This window comes from Polaromonas sp. JS666, assembly GCF_900103405.1.
Lineage (GTDB): Bacteria > Pseudomonadota > Gammaproteobacteria > Burkholderiales > Burkholderiaceae_C > Polaromonas.
In genome coordinates this window covers 156,363-171,041 of the sequence record NZ_FNHX01000007.1, presented here as the reverse complement: position 1 = coordinate 171,041, position 14,679 = coordinate 156,363, and the positions used below count along the sequence as shown (strand labels likewise).

Genomic DNA, 14,679 nt, shown 5'->3' with positions numbered 1-14,679 from the left:
CCTTCACGGATGGCGAAGCGCAGGCCTTCTTCCATGGCGATCGGGTTGATCAGCTTGACGGTGATCGACACGTTGTCGCCTGGCATGACCATTTCCTTGCCTTCTGGCAACTCGATCGCGCCGGTCACGTCCGTCGTGCGGAAGTAGAACTGGGGACGGTAGTTGTTGAAGAAAGGCGTGTGGCGGCCGCCCTCGTCCTTGCTCAGAACGTAGATCTCGCCGGTGAAGTGCGTGTGCGGCTTGATGGAGCCGGGCTTGCACAGCACCTGGCCGCGCTCGACGTCTTCACGCTTGGTGCCGCGCAGCAGGATACCGACGTTGTCGCCGGCCTGACCCTGGTCCAGCAGCTTGCGGAACATTTCCACGCCGGTGCAGGTGGTCTTTTGCGTGTCCTTGATACCGACGATCTCGATTTCCTCGCCGACCTTGATCACACCGCGCTCGACACGGCCGGTCACGACGGTGCCGCGGCCGGAGATGGAGAACACGTCTTCCACGGGCATCAGGAAGGCGCCGTCAACAGCGCGCTCTGGCAGGGGAATGTAGGTGTCCAGGGCTTCAGCGAGCTTGAAGATCGCGCCTTCGCCGAGCTCGCCCTTGTCGCCTTCCATGGCCAGCTTGGCCGAGCCGTGGATGATGGGGGTCTTGTCGCCGGGGAAGTCGTACTTGTCCAGCAGTTCGCGCACTTCCATTTCGACGAGCTCGAGCAGTTCGGCGTCGTCAACCATGTCGCACTTGTTCAGGAACACGATGATGTAAGGCACGCCCACCTGGCGGGCCAGCAGGATGTGCTCGCGGGTCTGGGGCATGGGGCCGTCAGCGGCCGAGCACACCAGGATCGCGCCGTCCATCTGGGCGGCGCCGGTGATCATGTTTTTCACATAGTCGGCGTGGCCTGGGCAGTCCACGTGGGCGTAGTGGCGATTCGCCGTTTCGTACTCGACGTGGGCGGTGTTGATCGTGATGCCGCGCGCTTTTTCTTCCGGTGCCGCGTCAATTTGGTCGTAACCCTTGGCTTCGCCGCCGAACTTCGATGCCAGAACGGTCGTGATCGCCGCCGTCAGCGTCGTCTTGCCATGGTCCACGTGGCCAATCGTGCCTACGTTGACGTGCGGCTTGGTCCGCTCAAATTTGCCTTTTGCCATTTTTTCAACTCCAGAAATTTATAAAGAGTTACAAAACCAGTGAATCACTACCGCCGGTCGCAGCACCTTGCATGCTGCGCCGGCTCAAAATTGGTGCCCTTTGCGGGAATCGGACCCGCGACCTCTCCCTTACCAAGGGAGTGCTCTACCACTGAGCCAAAAGGGCTTAAATTCTTCAAAAAGTCAAACGACTTCAATCCCACCGCAATCCAACGCAAGACCAACCAACAGAGCCCGCAAACACCACAAAACCGCGGCTTTGTGGAGCGGGAGACGGGAATCGAACCCGCGTCATTAGCTTGGAAGGCTAGGGTTCTACCATTGAACTACTCCCGCGCAGCTCTGCCAATTCAACTCACATCAAACCACTCACAGCCCAAAAGCCGCTTTTCGCGACTGCCTTGCACTGTCCGCTTGCCAAAAATCAACAAAAATCTGGTGGATGAGGCTGGATTCGAACCAGCGTAGGCGTTAGCCAACAGATTTACAGTCTGCCCCCTTTAGCCACTCGGGCACCCATCCTTCAAGCGAACCTCGGATTATGCCACGGTTTTATGTCGGACGGAATCCCCGGGTATCGCAAAAAGCATTAAAAATACCTCATGAGCACCCCGCCCCCAATCCCCTCGCCGCCCGACCCCTCCTCCCAGCGCCGGGTCAACCTGGCCTTGCAGGGCGGCGGCTCCCACGGCGCCTTCACCTGGGGCGTCCTGGACGCCCTGCTGCAGGACGAGCGCATCCAGTTCGACGGCATTAGCGGCGCCAGCGCGGGCGCGGTCAATGCCGTGGCACTGGCGCACGGATTTGCGGTTGCCGCGCACAAAAACAGTGGAACGCCCAATCCCCGGGAGGCCGCCCGCGCCTCGCTGGCCCGGATCTGGCAAGGCGTGGCCGCCATGGGCAGCCTGGGCTCCATGGCCGATGGCATCAGCAAGATGCTGCTGGGTGGCTGGCCCTCCGACAAAGTGGGTACTAACTTTTTTAACAATGCCATGAGCCAATGGCTCTCGCCCTACCAGTCCAATCCGCTGGACATCAACCCCCTGCGCAAGCTGCTGCAGGCGGAAATCGATTTTCCCGCCGTCGCCGCCTTGCAGCTGCCCAAGGCTTTTGTGTCCGCGACCCATGTGAACACGGGCCAGGCCGAAATCTTTTCGGGCAAACGCCTGACATTGCAGGCGGTGATGGCCTCCACCTGCCTGCCCACGCTGTTCCAGGCGGTGGAAATTGACGGCCAGTCCTACTGGGACGGCGGATTTTCCAGCAATCCTTCCCTGCTGCCCCTGATCAGCGAATGCAGCAGCCGCGACATCATCGTGGTGCAGATCAACCCGCTGCGGCGGCCCGAGGTGCCCCACACGCCGCACGACATCATGGACCGGGTGAACGAGCTGACCTTTAACGCCAGCCTGCTGTCCCAGATGCGTACCATCGATTTCATCAACCGCCTGCTGGCCGACGGGCGCCTGCAGGAAGGCGTGAAGTACAAAAGCCTGCTGCTGCACCGCATCGACGGCGGCGAGGCCCTGGAGAACCTGCCCTCGTCGAGCAAGATGTCGGCCGACGGCGCCATGATCGAAAAACTCTTTGAAATGGGCCAGGGCGCGGCCAAACGCTGGCTGCGCCGCCACTTTGAAGCGCTGGGCCAGCAAAGCACGGTCAATATCCGGCGCGACTATGTCGGCAGCCTCCCGCAGGAGTTCTAGCGGGACGGCCCACAGTCCTTATTAATTAGTGCTTAGCGCCGAAACACTAGGGTTTCGGGTGCGCATCGCGCCATTCCCTGGCCTGCGAGAAATGCCCGCAACCGATGAAAGGTAGGGGCGGCCGCAGGGCCGACAGCGGTGAAGGGTGGTTGGCCACCAGCACCTTGTGGCGCTTGGCGTCAATCAGGGCCCGCTTGCTCTGGGCATGGGAGCCCCACAGCATGAAGACCACCGGGTGGTCGCCGTCGGCGACCTGGCGGATCAGCGTGTCGGTCAGCACTTCCCAGCCTTTGCCTGAATGGCTGGCCGGCTGGGCTTCTTCGACCGTGAGGCAGGTGTTGAGCAGCAGCACGCCGTGCGTGGCCCATTTCACCAGGCTGCCGCCGGGCGCCGGGAACTTGGGCGGCGGCGTGCCCAGGTCACGCTGAAGCTCCTTGAAGATGTTGCGCAGCGAAGGCGGCAAGGCCACGCCGGGCGCGACCGAGAAGGCCAAGCCCTCGGCCTGGCCCCGGCCGTGGTAGGGGTCCTGGCCCAGGATCACGACGCGCACCTCTTCGGGCGGCGTGAGTTCCAGCGCGCGCAGCGGCTGGGGTGGAAAGATCACCGCGCCTTGCGCGAGCCGCCCTTGCAGGAAATCCAGCAGCTTGCGGCCCGTGGGGGAAGCAAAAAAGGCCTCGGTCGCGGGGCGCCAGCCGGGCGCCACCGGCCAATCCGCGGGGTCCGCGCTCAGCAGCTGGTCCGGAGGGTTCATCTGCACCGCCTCCAGGTTTACTGGCCGCCAAACAGCTGGGCCAGCGCCAAGCCCGGCTCGTCGGCGCGCATAAAGGCCTCGCCGACCAGGAAGGCATTGACGCCGGCGTCCCGCATGCGCTTCACGTCGGCCGGCGTGGTGATGCCGGATTCGGTGACCAGCAGGCGGTCGGCCGGTACCTGGCCCAGCATGCCCAAGGTGGCGTCCAGCGAAACCTCGAAAGTCTTGAGGTTGCGGTTGTTGATGCCGACCAGCGGCGTTTTGAGCTGGAGCGCGCGCTCCAGCTCAGCCTTGTCGTGCACCTCGACCAGCACCGCCATGTCCAGCGACATGGCCAGTGCCTCCAGCGACTTCATCTGCGCGTCGTCCAGGCAGGCGGCGATCAGCAGGATGCAGTCGGCGCCCATGACCCGCGCCTCATAGACCTGGTAAGGGTCGACCATGAAGTCCTTGCGCAGCACCGGCAGGCTGCACGAGGCCCTGGCCTGCTTGAGGTAGTCGACGCTGCCCTGGAAGAATTGTTTGTCAGTCAGCACCGAGAGGCAGGCCGCGCTGAGCGTGCCGTCGCCTTCGGCATAACTTTGCGCGATGTCGGCCGGGATGAAGTCGGCGCGCAGCACGCCCTTGGACGGGCTGGCTTTTTTGACTTCGGCGATCACCGCGGGCTGGCCCGCCGCGATCTTGGCGCGCAGCGCGCCCACGAAGTCGCGCGTCAGCACGCGCGATTCGGCGTCTTCACGCATCACGGCCAAGGGTTTCTTGCGAATCGCCTCGGCGATTTCCTGGCGCTTGACGGCGATGATTTTGTCGAGGATGTCGGACATGGTGTTCAGGCCGCAAGTTGTTGGGTGGTGGAAACCAGCTGCTGCAGGCGCGCCTTGGCCGCGCCCGAGGCCAGCGCTTCACGGGCCAGGCCTATGCCGGCCTTCATGGAGTCGGCCACATTGGCGGCGTACAGCGCCGCGCCGGCATTGAGGATCACGATGTCGCGCGCCGCGCCGGGCTGGTTGTCCAGCACGCCCAGCAGCATGGCCTTGGACTGCTCGGGCGTTTCCACGCGCAGCGCGCGGTTGCTGGCCATGGGCATGTCGAAGTCTTCAGGATGGATTTCGTATTCGGTGATTTCGCCGTTCTTGAGTTCACCGACCACGGTGGCCGCGCCCAGGCTGACCTCATCCATGCCGTCCTTGCCGTAGACCACCACCGCATGCTCGGCGCCCAGGCGCTGCAGGGCGCGCACCTGGATGCCCACCAGGTCGGAATGGAACACGCCCATGAGGATGTTGGGCGCACCGGCCGGGTTGGTCAGCGGGCCCAGGATGTTGAAGATGGTGCGCACGCCCAGTTCCTTGCGGATGGGGGCGACGTTTTTCATCGCCGGATGGTGGTTGGGCGCGAACATAAAACCCACGCCGACCTGTTCTATGCATTTGGCGATCGCCTCGGGCTTCAGGCCGATATGGATGCCCAGCGATTCGATCACGTCGGCGCTGCCCGATTTGCTGCTGACGCTGCGCCCGCCATGCTTGCTGACCTTGGCGCCGGCCGCCGCCGCCACAAACATGGAGCAGGTGGAAATATTGAAGGTGTGCGAGCCGTCGCCGCCAGTGCCGACGATATCGACCAGGTGGGTCTTGTCGGCCACGTGGACCTTGGTGGAGAACTCGCGCATCACCTGCGCGGCGGCGGTGATCTCACCTATGGTCTCTTTCTTGACGCGCAGGCCGGTGATCAGCGCGGCCATCATCACGGGCGACATCTCGCCGCTCATGATGAGCCGCATGATGTGCAGCATCTCGTCGTGGAAGATCTCGCGGTGTTCTATGGTGCGCTGCAGCGCTTCCTGCGGGGTGATTTTGTGGGTATGGGGCATGGCTTGTCTCGCTTGTTTGTTCCGGGGCTGGAGGAAGGTTCAGTTCGCGGGATTATCGGTAAAGGCGAGCTTGAGGCCAAACGCGATGAACATGGCGCCGGCCGCGCGGTCCAGCCAGTGCATGCCGCGCTGCACGGCGTCGCGCCTGGCCATCCAGGCAGCCGCCACGGCCCAGCCCGAATTGACCGGGATGGCGTTCAGGTTGAACAGCACGCCCAGCAGCACAAAGGCCAGCGCCTTGTTTTCGGTGCCCGGTGCGATGAACTGCGGCACAAAGGCCAGGAAAAAAATCGCCACCTTGGGATTGAGCACATTGGTCCAGAAGCCGCCCATAAAAATCGCCTTGAGGGGCTTGGGCGCTTCGGCGGCGGCGACCGCGGCAAGGTCGGTCGTGGCCTGCGGCGCCCTGGACAGCAGGATCTTCGCGCCTATCCACAGCAGGTAGGCCGCGCCTATCCACTTGAGCACGGTAAAGGCCAGGGCCGAAGTGGCCAGCAAAGCGCCCACACCCACGGCGGCCGCGAAGATGTGGACAAAGCAGCCCGCCGTGATGCCCAGGCCGGCCACGATGCCGGCGCGCGCGCCCGAGCGCAGCGAATGGGTCACGATGTAAAGCACGTCGGGGCCCGGCGTCAGGTTGAGCAGCCAGCCGGCCGCGATAAACAGCAACAGGTGTTGGAAATCAGGCATGGCGGCTCCTTAGCGACGGAAAAATTCCCGGATGGCGGCCACCGCGCGGTCCACGCCGTCGGCATCCACATCCAGGTGGGTGACAAAACGCAGGCGGTACAGGCCCGTGGCCCGTATGCCTCTGCCGGCCAGGTGCTTGAGCAGGGCAGCGGACTGCTCGCGCGCCGCGCCCGTCAGATCGACAAATACGATGTTGGTCTGCGGCGTTTCGACTTGCAGGCCCTCGATGCCGGCCAGGCCATCGGCCAGTCGCCTGGCCAGCGCATGGTCCTGGGCGAGGCGCCCCACGTGGTGGTCCAGCGCATGCGAAGCCGCGGCCGCCAGCATGCCGGCCTGGCGCATGCCGCCGCCCGCCATCTTGCGGATGCGGTGCGCCCGCAAGATGAACTCGCGCGAACCGCACAGCGCCGAACCGACAGGCGCGCCCAGGCCCTTGCTGAAGCAGACAGAGACGCTGTCAAAGCATCCCGCGATGCGTTTGGCCTCAGCCAGCGCGCTACCGCCTGTTTGCGCGGCCTGCGCGACGGCGGCATTGAACAGCCGCGCACCGTCCAGGTGGCGGCCCAGGCCGTGTTTTTTCGCGAGCGCGGTGGCCTGCTGCACATAGTCAAAAGGCAGCAGCTTGCCGCCCAGGGTGTTTTCCAGCGCCAGCAGCCGTGTGCGCGCGAAATGCGCGTCGTCGGGTTTGATGGATGCCTCGATCTCGGACAGGGCCAGCGTGCCGTCGCTATGGTGGTTCAGCGGCTGCGGCTGCACGCTGCCGAACACCGCCGCACCGCCGCCTTCCCAGCGGTAGCAATGCGCCATCTGGCCGACGATGTACTCGTCGCCGCGCTGGCAGTGGCTCAGGATGGCGCAGAGGTTGCTCTGCGTGCCGGTGGGCACAAACAGCGCGGCCTCAAAGCCCAGCAAGCCGGCGATTTTTTCCTGCAGCCCATTGACGGCGGGATCGTCGCCAAACACGTCGTCGCCCAGCGGCGCGGCCCGCATGGCCTCGCGCATGGCGGCGGTCGGCCGGGTGACGGTGTCGCTGCGTAAATCCACAAAAGCCTGGCTCATGCGCTTTGCTCCAGGAAGTTTTTCAGCATGGCGTGGCCGTGCTCGGTCAGTATCGATTCAGGATGGAACTGCACGCCCTGGATGGGCAGCTCCTTGTGGCGCACGCCCATGATCTCGCCGTCGTCCGTCCAGGCCGTGACGGCCAGGGCCTTGGGGCAGGACGATTTTTCAATCGCCAGCGAGTGGTAGCGGTTGACGACGAATTGCTCGGGCAGATTGGCGAACACGCCTTCTTGTGTGGTGGTGATCACGCTGGTCTTGCCGTGCATGAGCTGCTGCGCGCGGATGATGTTCCCGCCGAAGGCCGCGCCTATGCTCTGGTGGCCCAGGCACACGCCCAGGATGGGCAGCTTGCCGGCGAAATGCTGGATCGCCGCGACCGAGATGCCGGCCTCGGCCGGCGAGCACGGCCCGGGCGAGACCACCAGCAGGTCGGGCGCGCGGGCGGCGATGTCCGCCACGCTGATTTCGTCATTGCGAAACACCTCGACCTCGGCGCCCAGTTCACCGAAGTACTGGACGATGTTGTAGGTAAAGCTGTCGTAGTTGTCGATCATCAAGAGTTTGCTGCGCTTCATGTTCAGGCCTCCTGGCGCAGGCGTTGGAATTCGCCGCGCTCAAAGTCAATGGATGCGGCGATCATGGCGCGGTAGGCCGCTTCCAGGACGGCCTCGGGGGCGCCGGCCGCGCGGGCCTGGGCACGCACGCGGTCCACGATGAATTCGATGCGCGCGTTGTCGACGATCTCGCCGGCGCTTTGTTTGATGCGCGCGGCCTGCGCGACGTAAGCGCTGCGCTCGGCGACCAGCGCCACGATGCGGTCGTCAAGCGCGTCGATGTTGCGGCGCACGTCGGCCATGGTGTGGCAGTGCTCCACGGTTGGGCGGACGGTCGTGCTCATTCCAGGCCCTCCTCGACAAGTTCGGACGCCCGCAGCAGCGCGCGCGCCTTGGCTTCGGTCTCTTTCCATTCGAGCTCGGGCACCGAGTCGGCCACCACGCCGGCTGCCGCCTGCACGTACAGCGTCTGGTCCTTGATGATGCCGGTGCGTATGGCAATCGCCACGTCCATGTCGCCGGCATAGCTGAGGTAGCCGCAGGCACCGCCGTAGAGGCCGCGCTTGGTGGGTTCGAGCTGGTCGATGATTTCCATGGCATGGACCTTGGGCGCGCCGGTCAGCGTGCCGGCCGGGAAAGTGGCCTTGAGCACGTCCATGCTGGTCATCCCATCCAGCAGCACGCCCTCGACGTTGCTCACGATGTGCATCACGTGGCTGTAGCGCTCGACCGCGAAGGCCTCGGTGACCTTCACCGTGCCGGTCTTGGCGATACGGCCTATGTCGTTGCGCGCCAGGTCAATCAGCATGACGTGCTCGGCGCGCTCCTTGGGGTCGTTAACCAGTTCCTGTTCGACGGCCTTGTCGGCTTCGGGCGAGGAGGCGCGCGGGCGGGTGCCGGCCAGGGGCCTGATGGTGATCTTCTGCCCTTCGCTGACCTGCTCCTGGCGCACCAGAATTTCGGGGGATGCCCCCACCACGTGGAAGTCCCCGAAATGGTAGTAATACATATAGGGCGAGGGATTGAGCGAGCGCAGCGCGCGGTACAGGCTCAGCGGCGACTCGGTGTAGCGCTTCTTGATGCGCTGGCCGACCTGCACCTGCATGAAGTCACCGGCTTCGATCAGGCGCTTGGCCTTCTCCACGGCGGCGATGTAGTCGGCCTTGGCGAAGTCGCGCTCGGCCGGGTAGTTTTGCGAGGGTTTGACCACCGGGGCGCTGACCGAGTACTTGAGTTTTTCCCTGAGCTCGCGCAAGCGCTTCTTGGCGTTGGCATAGGCCTCTGGCTGGGCCGGGTCGGCATAGACGATCAGGTAGAGCTTGCCCGAGAGGTTGTCGATCACCGCCAGTTCTTCGCATTGCAGCAGCAGGATGTCGGGGCAGCCCAGGGTATCGGGCGGACAGCTGGCTTCGAGTTTTTTCTCGATGTGGCGCACCGCGTCATAGCCGAAATAACCGGCCAGGCCGCCGCAAAACCGCGGCAGGCCCGGCCGCAGCGCGACCTTGAAGCGCTTTTGGTAGTCGGCGATGAAATCCAGCGGGTTGGCCGCCGAGGTTTCCACGACGCGGCCGTCCGTCACCACCTCGGTGACCCGGTCGGCGCCAAAACCCGAGGCGCGCACCAGCGTGCGGGCCGGCAGGCCGATAAAGCTGTAGCGGCCGAAGCGCTCGCCGCCGACGACGGACTCCAGCAGGAAGCTGAATTTGCCGCCGTCCTTGGAGTGCGCGAGTTTGAGGTAAAGGGACAGCGGCGTCTCAAGGTCGGCAAACGCCTCCGCCATCAAGGGAATGCGGTTGTAGCCCTGGCCGGCCAGGCTTTTAAATTCGAGTTCAGTGATCACGGTAAATCCTTCGCTGGGGGGCAAAGCGCAAAGAGGCGCTGCCGCCGGTCATTCAAAACGCCCCGAAGACCGGGGCCGGGATGCACCTCTCGGGAGGGCATCGATGGGAAAGGGGGGTGCCGCAGAACCTGCGGCAGTTGCGCGGACCGATGGCAGCGTGGTAACGCGCCGGCCCGCATGCGCCTCAGGCGTGCGAGAAATGACAGGTACGCCAGGGCCAGGCTCCCCGGTCGCCACAACCTGTTTGAATGATGCGATGAATGAACATGTAGGGCAAAGTGTAGCAAAGACCGGGACCGGCCCGCGCCAGGCCAGCATGGCCCGGACAAACTAGTACTAATGCTTATCTCGCAAACCCTCTTGTGAGGGAGGGCCCCGAAACTCGAGAATGGAGAAATAAAAAAAAGAACGCTCGTTCTATTTCAATCATTCTTTGGAGACAGCCCATGACTTTGACAGCGCGATGCATCGCGGGCCTGACCAGCCTGTTGCTCTCATTCGGCATTCTTGCCGCACCCATGGAGGTAGCGGGCGTCAAACTCGACGATCCGGTGGAGCTTCACGGCACCAAGCTCCAGCTCAATGGCGCGGGCATCCGCTACAAGGCCGTGTTCAAAGTCTACGTGGCCGGCATGTACCTGCCCAAGAAGGCCGCCACCCCCGAAGAGGTCTACACCATGGCCGGCCCCAAGCGCATCAGCATCACCCTGCTGCGCGAGATCGACTCCAACGAACTCGGCAAGAGCTTTACCACCGCCTTCACCGAAAACGCGCCCAAGGCGGAAATGTCCAAGCTGATTCCCGGCCTGATCAGGATGGGCCAGCTTTTCGCCGACCAGAAGAAGCTGGTGGCCGGCGAAGGCTTCACCATCGACTGGATTCCCGGCACCGGCACCGTGATTTCCGTCAAAGGCAAACCACAAGGCGAGCCCTTCAAGGAAGCCGAGTTTTTCAACGCCCTGGTGCGCATCTGGCTGGGCCCGCAGCCCGCCGACTGGAAACTCAAGGACGCGCTGCTGGGTAAATAAGGCCCGCGGCTTTCACACGATCAACGGGGCACAAGCCCCGTTGCCGTTTTTACCGCCTCATTGTTATTTCTGGAAACGCAGTTCGGCCAGCGAATCGACAAAGCCGTCGGCATCGACCTCGCGCACCGGCTCGCCGTGGTTGTAGCCGTAGGTCACCAGCAGCACCGGGCAACCCGCCGCCCGCGCGGCCAACGCGTCATTGCTGGAGTCGCCGATCATCAGGGTGCGCGCGGGCGCGCTACCCAGCGCCTCGCAGGTCTTGAGCAGGGGAAGAGGATCGGGCTTTTTGCGCGCGAAGGAGTCGCCGCCAAAGACTTCGCTGAAAAAACCGTCCAGGCCCTTGAGCCTGAGCAGCTGGCGCGCCATGGCCAGCGGCTTGTTGGTCAGGCAGGCCAGTTTGAGCCCGGCCTGCTGCAGAGCGCGCAAGCCTTCCAGCCCTCCAGGATACACAGCCGAGTGCAAGCCGTTGATGGCGGCGTAATGCCGCTGGTAGCTCGCCATGGCTTCGGCATAGCGGTCCGGCATCTCCGCCCCGGCATACGCCAGCACCGCCTTCACGAGATTCTCCGAGCCCTTGCCGACCATGCGGCCCACGGTCGCCGCATCCAGCGTTTGCGATGCCTGGCCCGGCTTGCGCAGCTCGGCCAGCATGGCGTTCACGGCGGCCACGAAGTCTCCCAGGGTGTCCACCAGCGTGCCGTCCAGGTCCACCATGGCGGCGTCGAAATGGGTGAGCGTCAGAACAGTGGGATTCATGCAAAACAGCCGGTAAAAGGTGGCAAGCGGAGCGGCGATCATGCCAGAACCCGCTCCCTGGCGCCGGCTTTCTGCGCTACGCTAGGCCTGCACTTTTTCCAATTGCCGCCACCGACCTTCCGGGAATGCCATGAATGCTTTTTCTCAAGACCGATGCCGCAACAAGGCGCTGCGGCGGCTGGCCGCGGCCTGTGCCGCATTGCTTGCCGCGGCGATGCCGGGGCCCACAATGACGCAGCCGGCAACACCGCCGCTCGCCGTGGTGCCGCCCGGCGCCAACACTTTTGAACGGCTGGCGACAGGCGCCGGAATCACCAGCTGCTCCAAGGCCCTGCGCACGCTGGGACCGGTGCTCACCGGGCCGGAGGGTGGCTACGCCGTGATGCTGATGGCCAACCGCGTGGCGCCGGCCGCTTCGGCCTTCTCGGCTTCGATTGAAAAAACCGGGCCTGCGGGGACCACCTTTGTCAGCGCGTTTTTCAGTCCCGGCCTGATGGGCGGCTGCGATGTCGGCTACGACACCGTCAGCACCTGGAACAAGTCCTGCCAGGACGTCGCCCAGCAGGATTTCCGCTATGCGCAGCCGCTCAACGTGATAGGCCGCAATATCAGCGTGCTGCCGTATTCGCCCACCCACCATGTGTACCTGATCCGCATGCCGGGCGGCTGCATCAGCATCAACAAGGAAATGCTGTACCCCTGAATGGCGCTCAGGAGGCGGCGCGGCGCCTGGCCTGGATCGCACGGTCCAGGCTGCCCAGCAGGCGCTGCTCGTCGAGGGGCTTTTCCAGCCAGCCCGAGACCCCCAGCGTGTGGCTGCCCGCCTGCTGCCGTGCTTCCGCAGCGGTGACGGACAACACCAGCACCGGCAGGCGCGCGGTGCGCTTGTTCGCCCGCAACTCGCGTATCAGCGAGAACCCGCTCTCATAAGGTTGCCTGACGTCCACCGTCATCGCCGCGTAGGACTCCATCTTGAGGTGGTCACGCGCCTGCTCGTGGGTGTGCGCCATGTCCACGGCATAACCGCCGTTGTCCAGCATCATGCCGATGAGCTGGGCCACGTCGGGATCGTCTTCGTACACCAGCACGCGCGGGCGCGTCACGCCGTCAAGCCCCATGGGCGCCGTGACCGGCGGCGCTTCCCGCCACACGGGCAGCTCGAAGAAGAAGGTCGTGCCCACCCGGCTTTCCGTGGTGAAGCCTATGCTTCCGTCCATGCGCTCGATGATGGCCTTGGAGATGCTCAGGCCCAGGCCGGTTCCGCCTTTTTGCCGCGTGTCGGAGGAGTCAGCCTGGGAAAACTTCTGGAAGATGCGCTGGCGGAATTCATCCGGAATGCCGGGGCCGCTGTCGGTGATTTCCACGCGCGCGCGCCCCGCGTCCGTGCGCAGCGACACCTGCACGGCGCCTCCCGGCGGCGAGAACTTGATGGCATTGGACAGCAGGTTGGTCACCACCTGGATCAGCCGGTCGCTGTCGACGCAGACCTGCACGGGCGCTTCCATCCTGCCCAGCGCCAGCGTCACGCCGTGCTGCTCCGCGAAGCCTTCATTGGCGGCCAGGGCCTGCTCCAGCAGGGGCTCCAGCTCCATGGGCCTCAGCTCAAAACTCATCTTGCCGGATTCGATTTTTTCGCTGTCGAGGATGTCGTTGATAAGCCGGATCAGCCGCTCGCAGTTGCTCTTGGCGATGCCCACCAGGTTTTTGGCCTGCGCCGGCAACTCGCCCGTCACACCGCCCCAGACCAGCCCGAGCGAGCCGCGTATCGAGGTCAGCGGCGTGCGCAGCTCATGGCTGACGGTGGAGACGAATTCGCTCTTCATGCGGTCTATGCGCTTGAGCTCGGTCACGTCGTTGCCCAGCGATGAAAACCCAACGACCATGCCCTGCTCGTCCCCCTCGCCGTAGCGCGGGAAATGGCTCATGACGTATTCACGCCGCTCGCCGCCGGGCGTCACCTGCACGCACTCGTAGCGAACCGAATAGCCCGCCAGCGCCTCCTGCACATGGCCCTTGACCTGCTCGTACAGCTGCGGCCCCATGACCTCGAACAGGGTCCGGTTCTGTATCTGTTCGGACGGCAGGCCGAAGGCCTCTTCATAAGCCCGGTTGTGGAACTGGAAGCGCTCCTCCCTGTCGACATAGGCGATCAAGGCCGGAACGGCGTCGGTCAGCTCGCGCAGCTGGGCTTCGCTGCTGCGCAGGGCGTCGCTGATGCGGTTGCTTTCGGTGATGTCATGGATGATCGCGGTGAACAGCCGGCGGCCGCCGACATTGACGTCACCGAAAGAGGCGTTCACCGGGAACTCGGTGCCGTCGTGGCGCAGGCCCAGGACCTTGACGTCCCATTCGCGAAAGCCGCGCTGGCGCCCGCCGAGGCTGGCGAAGAAGGCCTGAAAGCCCATGCGGTAGCGCGTGGGCAGCAGCATGGTCACTTCGCGGCCCACCAGGTCGTCGAGCCGGTAACCGAAGAGATGGCGGGCGGCGCTGTTGGCGTTGACGATGATGCCCTCCTGGGTGGCCGTCACCAATCCTTCGGCCATGCTCTCGGTCACGGCCCGGCTCATGGCCTCGCTGTCGGAAAGCCTGGCCTCGACGCGGCGGCGCTTTTCCTGCGCCCTGACGATCATCTGGATGGCCCAGCCGAACACGCTCAGGCACAGCAGCCCGCCCAGCAGGATCAATTGCTTGACGGTCTGCGCGGTCTGGCGCGTTTCCTCTTTTGAGTGCTCCAGCGCCTGAATTTCGGCCGCCTTGATGCGGGCCACCAGCGCCTCTATCTCGTCATGAAGCCGGCGGTTGGGCGCGCTGCCGACGACGGCGGCCGCAGCGTCCAGCCCGGTTTGCTGACGGGCGGCGATGGCCAGCTCCATGAGTTCGAAGCGGCGCGTCATGGCCTCGCCCAGGGCGCGCCAGTCCTGGCCCGTGCCGGCTTGCGTATGCACGCGCTGCAGCGCCTGCTGGCTCAGCGAGCGGGCCCGCTGGTAGGCGGCAAGGTCGCCGGCAACATTGGTCAGCAGGTAACGCCGCTGCGAAGACTCCGCCGCCTGAAACTCCGAGACGACCTGCTCCAGCAGCAGCACCGTTTCGCGGGCCTCGGTTTCGCTTTGCGTGCCGCTGATCAGCGAATTGATCGTGAGATAGGAAGCCGCGATGCTCAGGATGATCAGGATCATCCCGGCGCCCAGCGCGACGTTGATGGTGGCGCGAAAAGGCAGCCTCATGGCACTTGAGCCGGCAGGCCTGGTTGACCAGAAAAGCGGCTCATCTGGCC

At 64.5% G+C, this 14,679-nt stretch carries 14 protein-coding genes and 3 tRNA genes; 3 read left to right on the top strand and 14 right to left on the bottom strand.

Annotated elements, in window-relative coordinates; translation table 11 throughout:
• From tuf to BLQ85_RS18010, 4 genes are all read right to left on the bottom strand, one after another.
• Window positions 1-1,145 (bottom strand): elongation factor Tu (gene tuf / locus BLQ85_RS18025; protein WP_074578885.1); only part of this gene is annotated, 1,145 nt, incomplete at its 3' end.
• Between the two features lie 91 nt (window positions 1,146-1,236).
• Window positions 1,237-1,311, bottom strand: a tRNA-Thr gene (locus BLQ85_RS18020).
• 96 nt (window positions 1,312-1,407) lie between these two features.
• Window positions 1,408-1,481: transfer RNA gene (locus tag BLQ85_RS18015), tRNA-Gly, on the bottom strand.
• Between the two features lie 100 nt (window positions 1,482-1,581).
• A tRNA-Tyr gene (locus BLQ85_RS18010) sits at window positions 1,582-1,667 on the bottom strand.
• An 80-nt stretch (window positions 1,668-1,747) separates the two neighbouring features.
• Here BLQ85_RS18010 and BLQ85_RS18005 point away from each other — a divergent pair.
• Entirely contained in the window at window positions 1,748-2,851 is a 1,104-nt protein-coding gene (locus BLQ85_RS18005; protein ID WP_074578883.1) for a patatin-like phospholipase family protein, read from the top strand.
• 46 nt (window positions 2,852-2,897) lie between these two features.
• Here BLQ85_RS18005 and BLQ85_RS18000 read toward each other — a convergent pair whose 3' ends face one another.
• From BLQ85_RS18000 to trpE, 8 genes are read right to left on the bottom strand one after another with little or no spacing between them, the layout of a single operon-like run.
• Window positions 2,898-3,602, bottom strand: a complete 705-nt coding sequence (locus BLQ85_RS18000; RefSeq protein WP_074578881.1) for a uracil-DNA glycosylase — start codon at window positions 3,600-3,602, stop codon at window positions 2,898-2,900.
• A 17-nt stretch (window positions 3,603-3,619) separates the two neighbouring features.
• Window positions 3,620-4,426: an indole-3-glycerol phosphate synthase TrpC gene (gene trpC, locus BLQ85_RS17995; RefSeq protein WP_074578879.1), complete on the bottom strand. Its 807-nt coding sequence runs from the start codon at window positions 4,424-4,426 to the stop codon at window positions 3,620-3,622.
• A 5-nt stretch (window positions 4,427-4,431) separates the two neighbouring features.
• Window positions 4,432-5,475: an anthranilate phosphoribosyltransferase gene (trpD, locus tag BLQ85_RS17990; protein WP_074578877.1), complete on the bottom strand. Its 1,044-nt coding sequence runs from the start codon at window positions 5,473-5,475 to the stop codon at window positions 4,432-4,434.
• A gap of 39 nt (window positions 5,476-5,514) precedes the next feature.
• Entirely contained in the window at window positions 5,515-6,165 is a 651-nt protein-coding gene (locus BLQ85_RS17985; RefSeq protein ID WP_074578875.1) for a LysE family translocator, read from the bottom strand.
• 9 nt (window positions 6,166-6,174) lie between these two features.
• Window positions 6,175-7,224, bottom strand: a complete 1,050-nt coding sequence (gene ltaE, locus BLQ85_RS17980) for a low-specificity L-threonine aldolase (RefSeq protein ID WP_074578874.1) — start codon at window positions 7,222-7,224, stop codon at window positions 6,175-6,177.
• Window positions 7,221-7,802: an aminodeoxychorismate/anthranilate synthase component II gene (locus BLQ85_RS17975; RefSeq protein WP_074578871.1), complete on the bottom strand. Its 582-nt coding sequence runs from the start codon at window positions 7,800-7,802 to the stop codon at window positions 7,221-7,223. The genes ltaE and BLQ85_RS17975 overlap by 4 nt, the downstream gene beginning before the upstream one ends.
• Window positions 7,803-7,804: 2 nt before the next feature.
• Complete coding sequence (locus BLQ85_RS17970; RefSeq protein ID WP_074578869.1) at window positions 7,805-8,125, bottom strand: chorismate mutase; 321 nt, start codon at window positions 8,123-8,125, stop codon at window positions 7,805-7,807.
• Window positions 8,122-9,621, bottom strand: a complete 1,500-nt coding sequence (gene trpE, locus BLQ85_RS17965; protein ID WP_074578924.1) for an anthranilate synthase component I — start codon at window positions 9,619-9,621, stop codon at window positions 8,122-8,124. Before trpE ends, BLQ85_RS17970 begins: the two co-directional genes overlap by 4 nt.
• Before the next feature lie 446 nt (window positions 9,622-10,067).
• Here trpE and BLQ85_RS17960 point away from each other — a divergent pair, with 446 nt between their 5' ends.
• Window positions 10,068-10,649, top strand: coding sequence for a chalcone isomerase family protein (locus BLQ85_RS17960; RefSeq protein WP_074578867.1), 582 nt, complete (start codon window positions 10,068-10,070; stop codon window positions 10,647-10,649).
• Window positions 10,650-10,712: 63 nt separating this feature from the next.
• Here the strand turns inward: BLQ85_RS17960 and gph are convergent, their stop codons facing one another.
• Window positions 10,713-11,405 carry a phosphoglycolate phosphatase gene (gene gph / locus BLQ85_RS17955; RefSeq protein WP_074578922.1) on the bottom strand — a complete coding sequence of 231 codons (693 nt, stop codon included), beginning with the start codon at window positions 11,403-11,405 and terminating at the stop codon, window positions 10,713-10,715.
• A gap of 130 nt (window positions 11,406-11,535) precedes the next feature.
• On the opposite strand from gph, the gene BLQ85_RS17950 reads away from it, so the two are divergent.
• On the top strand, window positions 11,536-12,108 hold the full coding sequence (locus BLQ85_RS17950; protein ID WP_074578865.1) for a hypothetical protein: 573 nt from the start codon (window positions 11,536-11,538) through the stop codon (window positions 12,106-12,108).
• Between the two features lie 7 nt (window positions 12,109-12,115).
• On the opposite strand, the gene BLQ85_RS17945 is transcribed toward BLQ85_RS17950, so the two are convergent.
• The gene (locus BLQ85_RS17945) at window positions 12,116-14,629 is read right to left on the bottom strand and encodes a PAS domain S-box protein (RefSeq protein ID WP_074578862.1); all 2,514 of its coding nucleotides are present in this window, start codon (window positions 14,627-14,629) and stop codon (window positions 12,116-12,118) included.
• Window positions 14,630-14,679 lie beyond the last annotated feature (50 nt).

Excerpts from the sequence above, each read along its gene's own strand:
- BLQ85_RS18005 (WP_074578883.1), top strand. The coding sequence starts at position 1,748 with ATGAGCACCCCGCCCCCAATCCCCTCGCCGCCCGACCCCTCCTCCCAG.
- BLQ85_RS17970 (WP_074578869.1), bottom strand. The coding sequence starts at position 8,125 with ATGAGCACGACCGTCCGCCCAACCGTGGAGCACTGCCACACCATGGCC.
- ltaE (WP_074578874.1), bottom strand. The coding sequence starts at position 7,224 with ATGAGCCAGGCTTTTGTGGATTTACGCAGCGACACCGTCACCCGGCCG.
- BLQ85_RS17985 (WP_074578875.1), bottom strand. The coding sequence starts at position 6,165 with ATGCCTGATTTCCAACACCTGTTGCTGTTTATCGCGGCCGGCTGGCTG.
- BLQ85_RS17945 (WP_074578862.1), bottom strand. The coding sequence starts at position 14,629 with ATGAGGCTGCCTTTTCGCGCCACCATCAACGTCGCGCTGGGCGCCGGG.
- BLQ85_RS17960 (WP_074578867.1), top strand. The coding sequence starts at position 10,068 with ATGACTTTGACAGCGCGATGCATCGCGGGCCTGACCAGCCTGTTGCTC.
- BLQ85_RS17975 (WP_074578871.1), bottom strand. The coding sequence starts at position 7,802 with ATGAAGCGCAGCAAACTCTTGATGATCGACAACTACGACAGCTTTACC.
- BLQ85_RS17950 (WP_074578865.1), top strand. The coding sequence starts at position 11,536 with ATGAATGCTTTTTCTCAAGACCGATGCCGCAACAAGGCGCTGCGGCGG.
- gph (WP_074578922.1), bottom strand. The coding sequence starts at position 11,405 with ATGAATCCCACTGTTCTGACGCTCACCCATTTCGACGCCGCCATGGTG.
- BLQ85_RS18000 (WP_074578881.1), bottom strand. The coding sequence starts at position 3,602 with ATGAACCCTCCGGACCAGCTGCTGAGCGCGGACCCCGCGGATTGGCCG.
- trpC (WP_074578879.1), bottom strand. The coding sequence starts at position 4,426 with ATGTCCGACATCCTCGACAAAATCATCGCCGTCAAGCGCCAGGAAATC.
- trpD (WP_074578877.1), bottom strand. The coding sequence starts at position 5,475 with ATGCCCCATACCCACAAAATCACCCCGCAGGAAGCGCTGCAGCGCACC.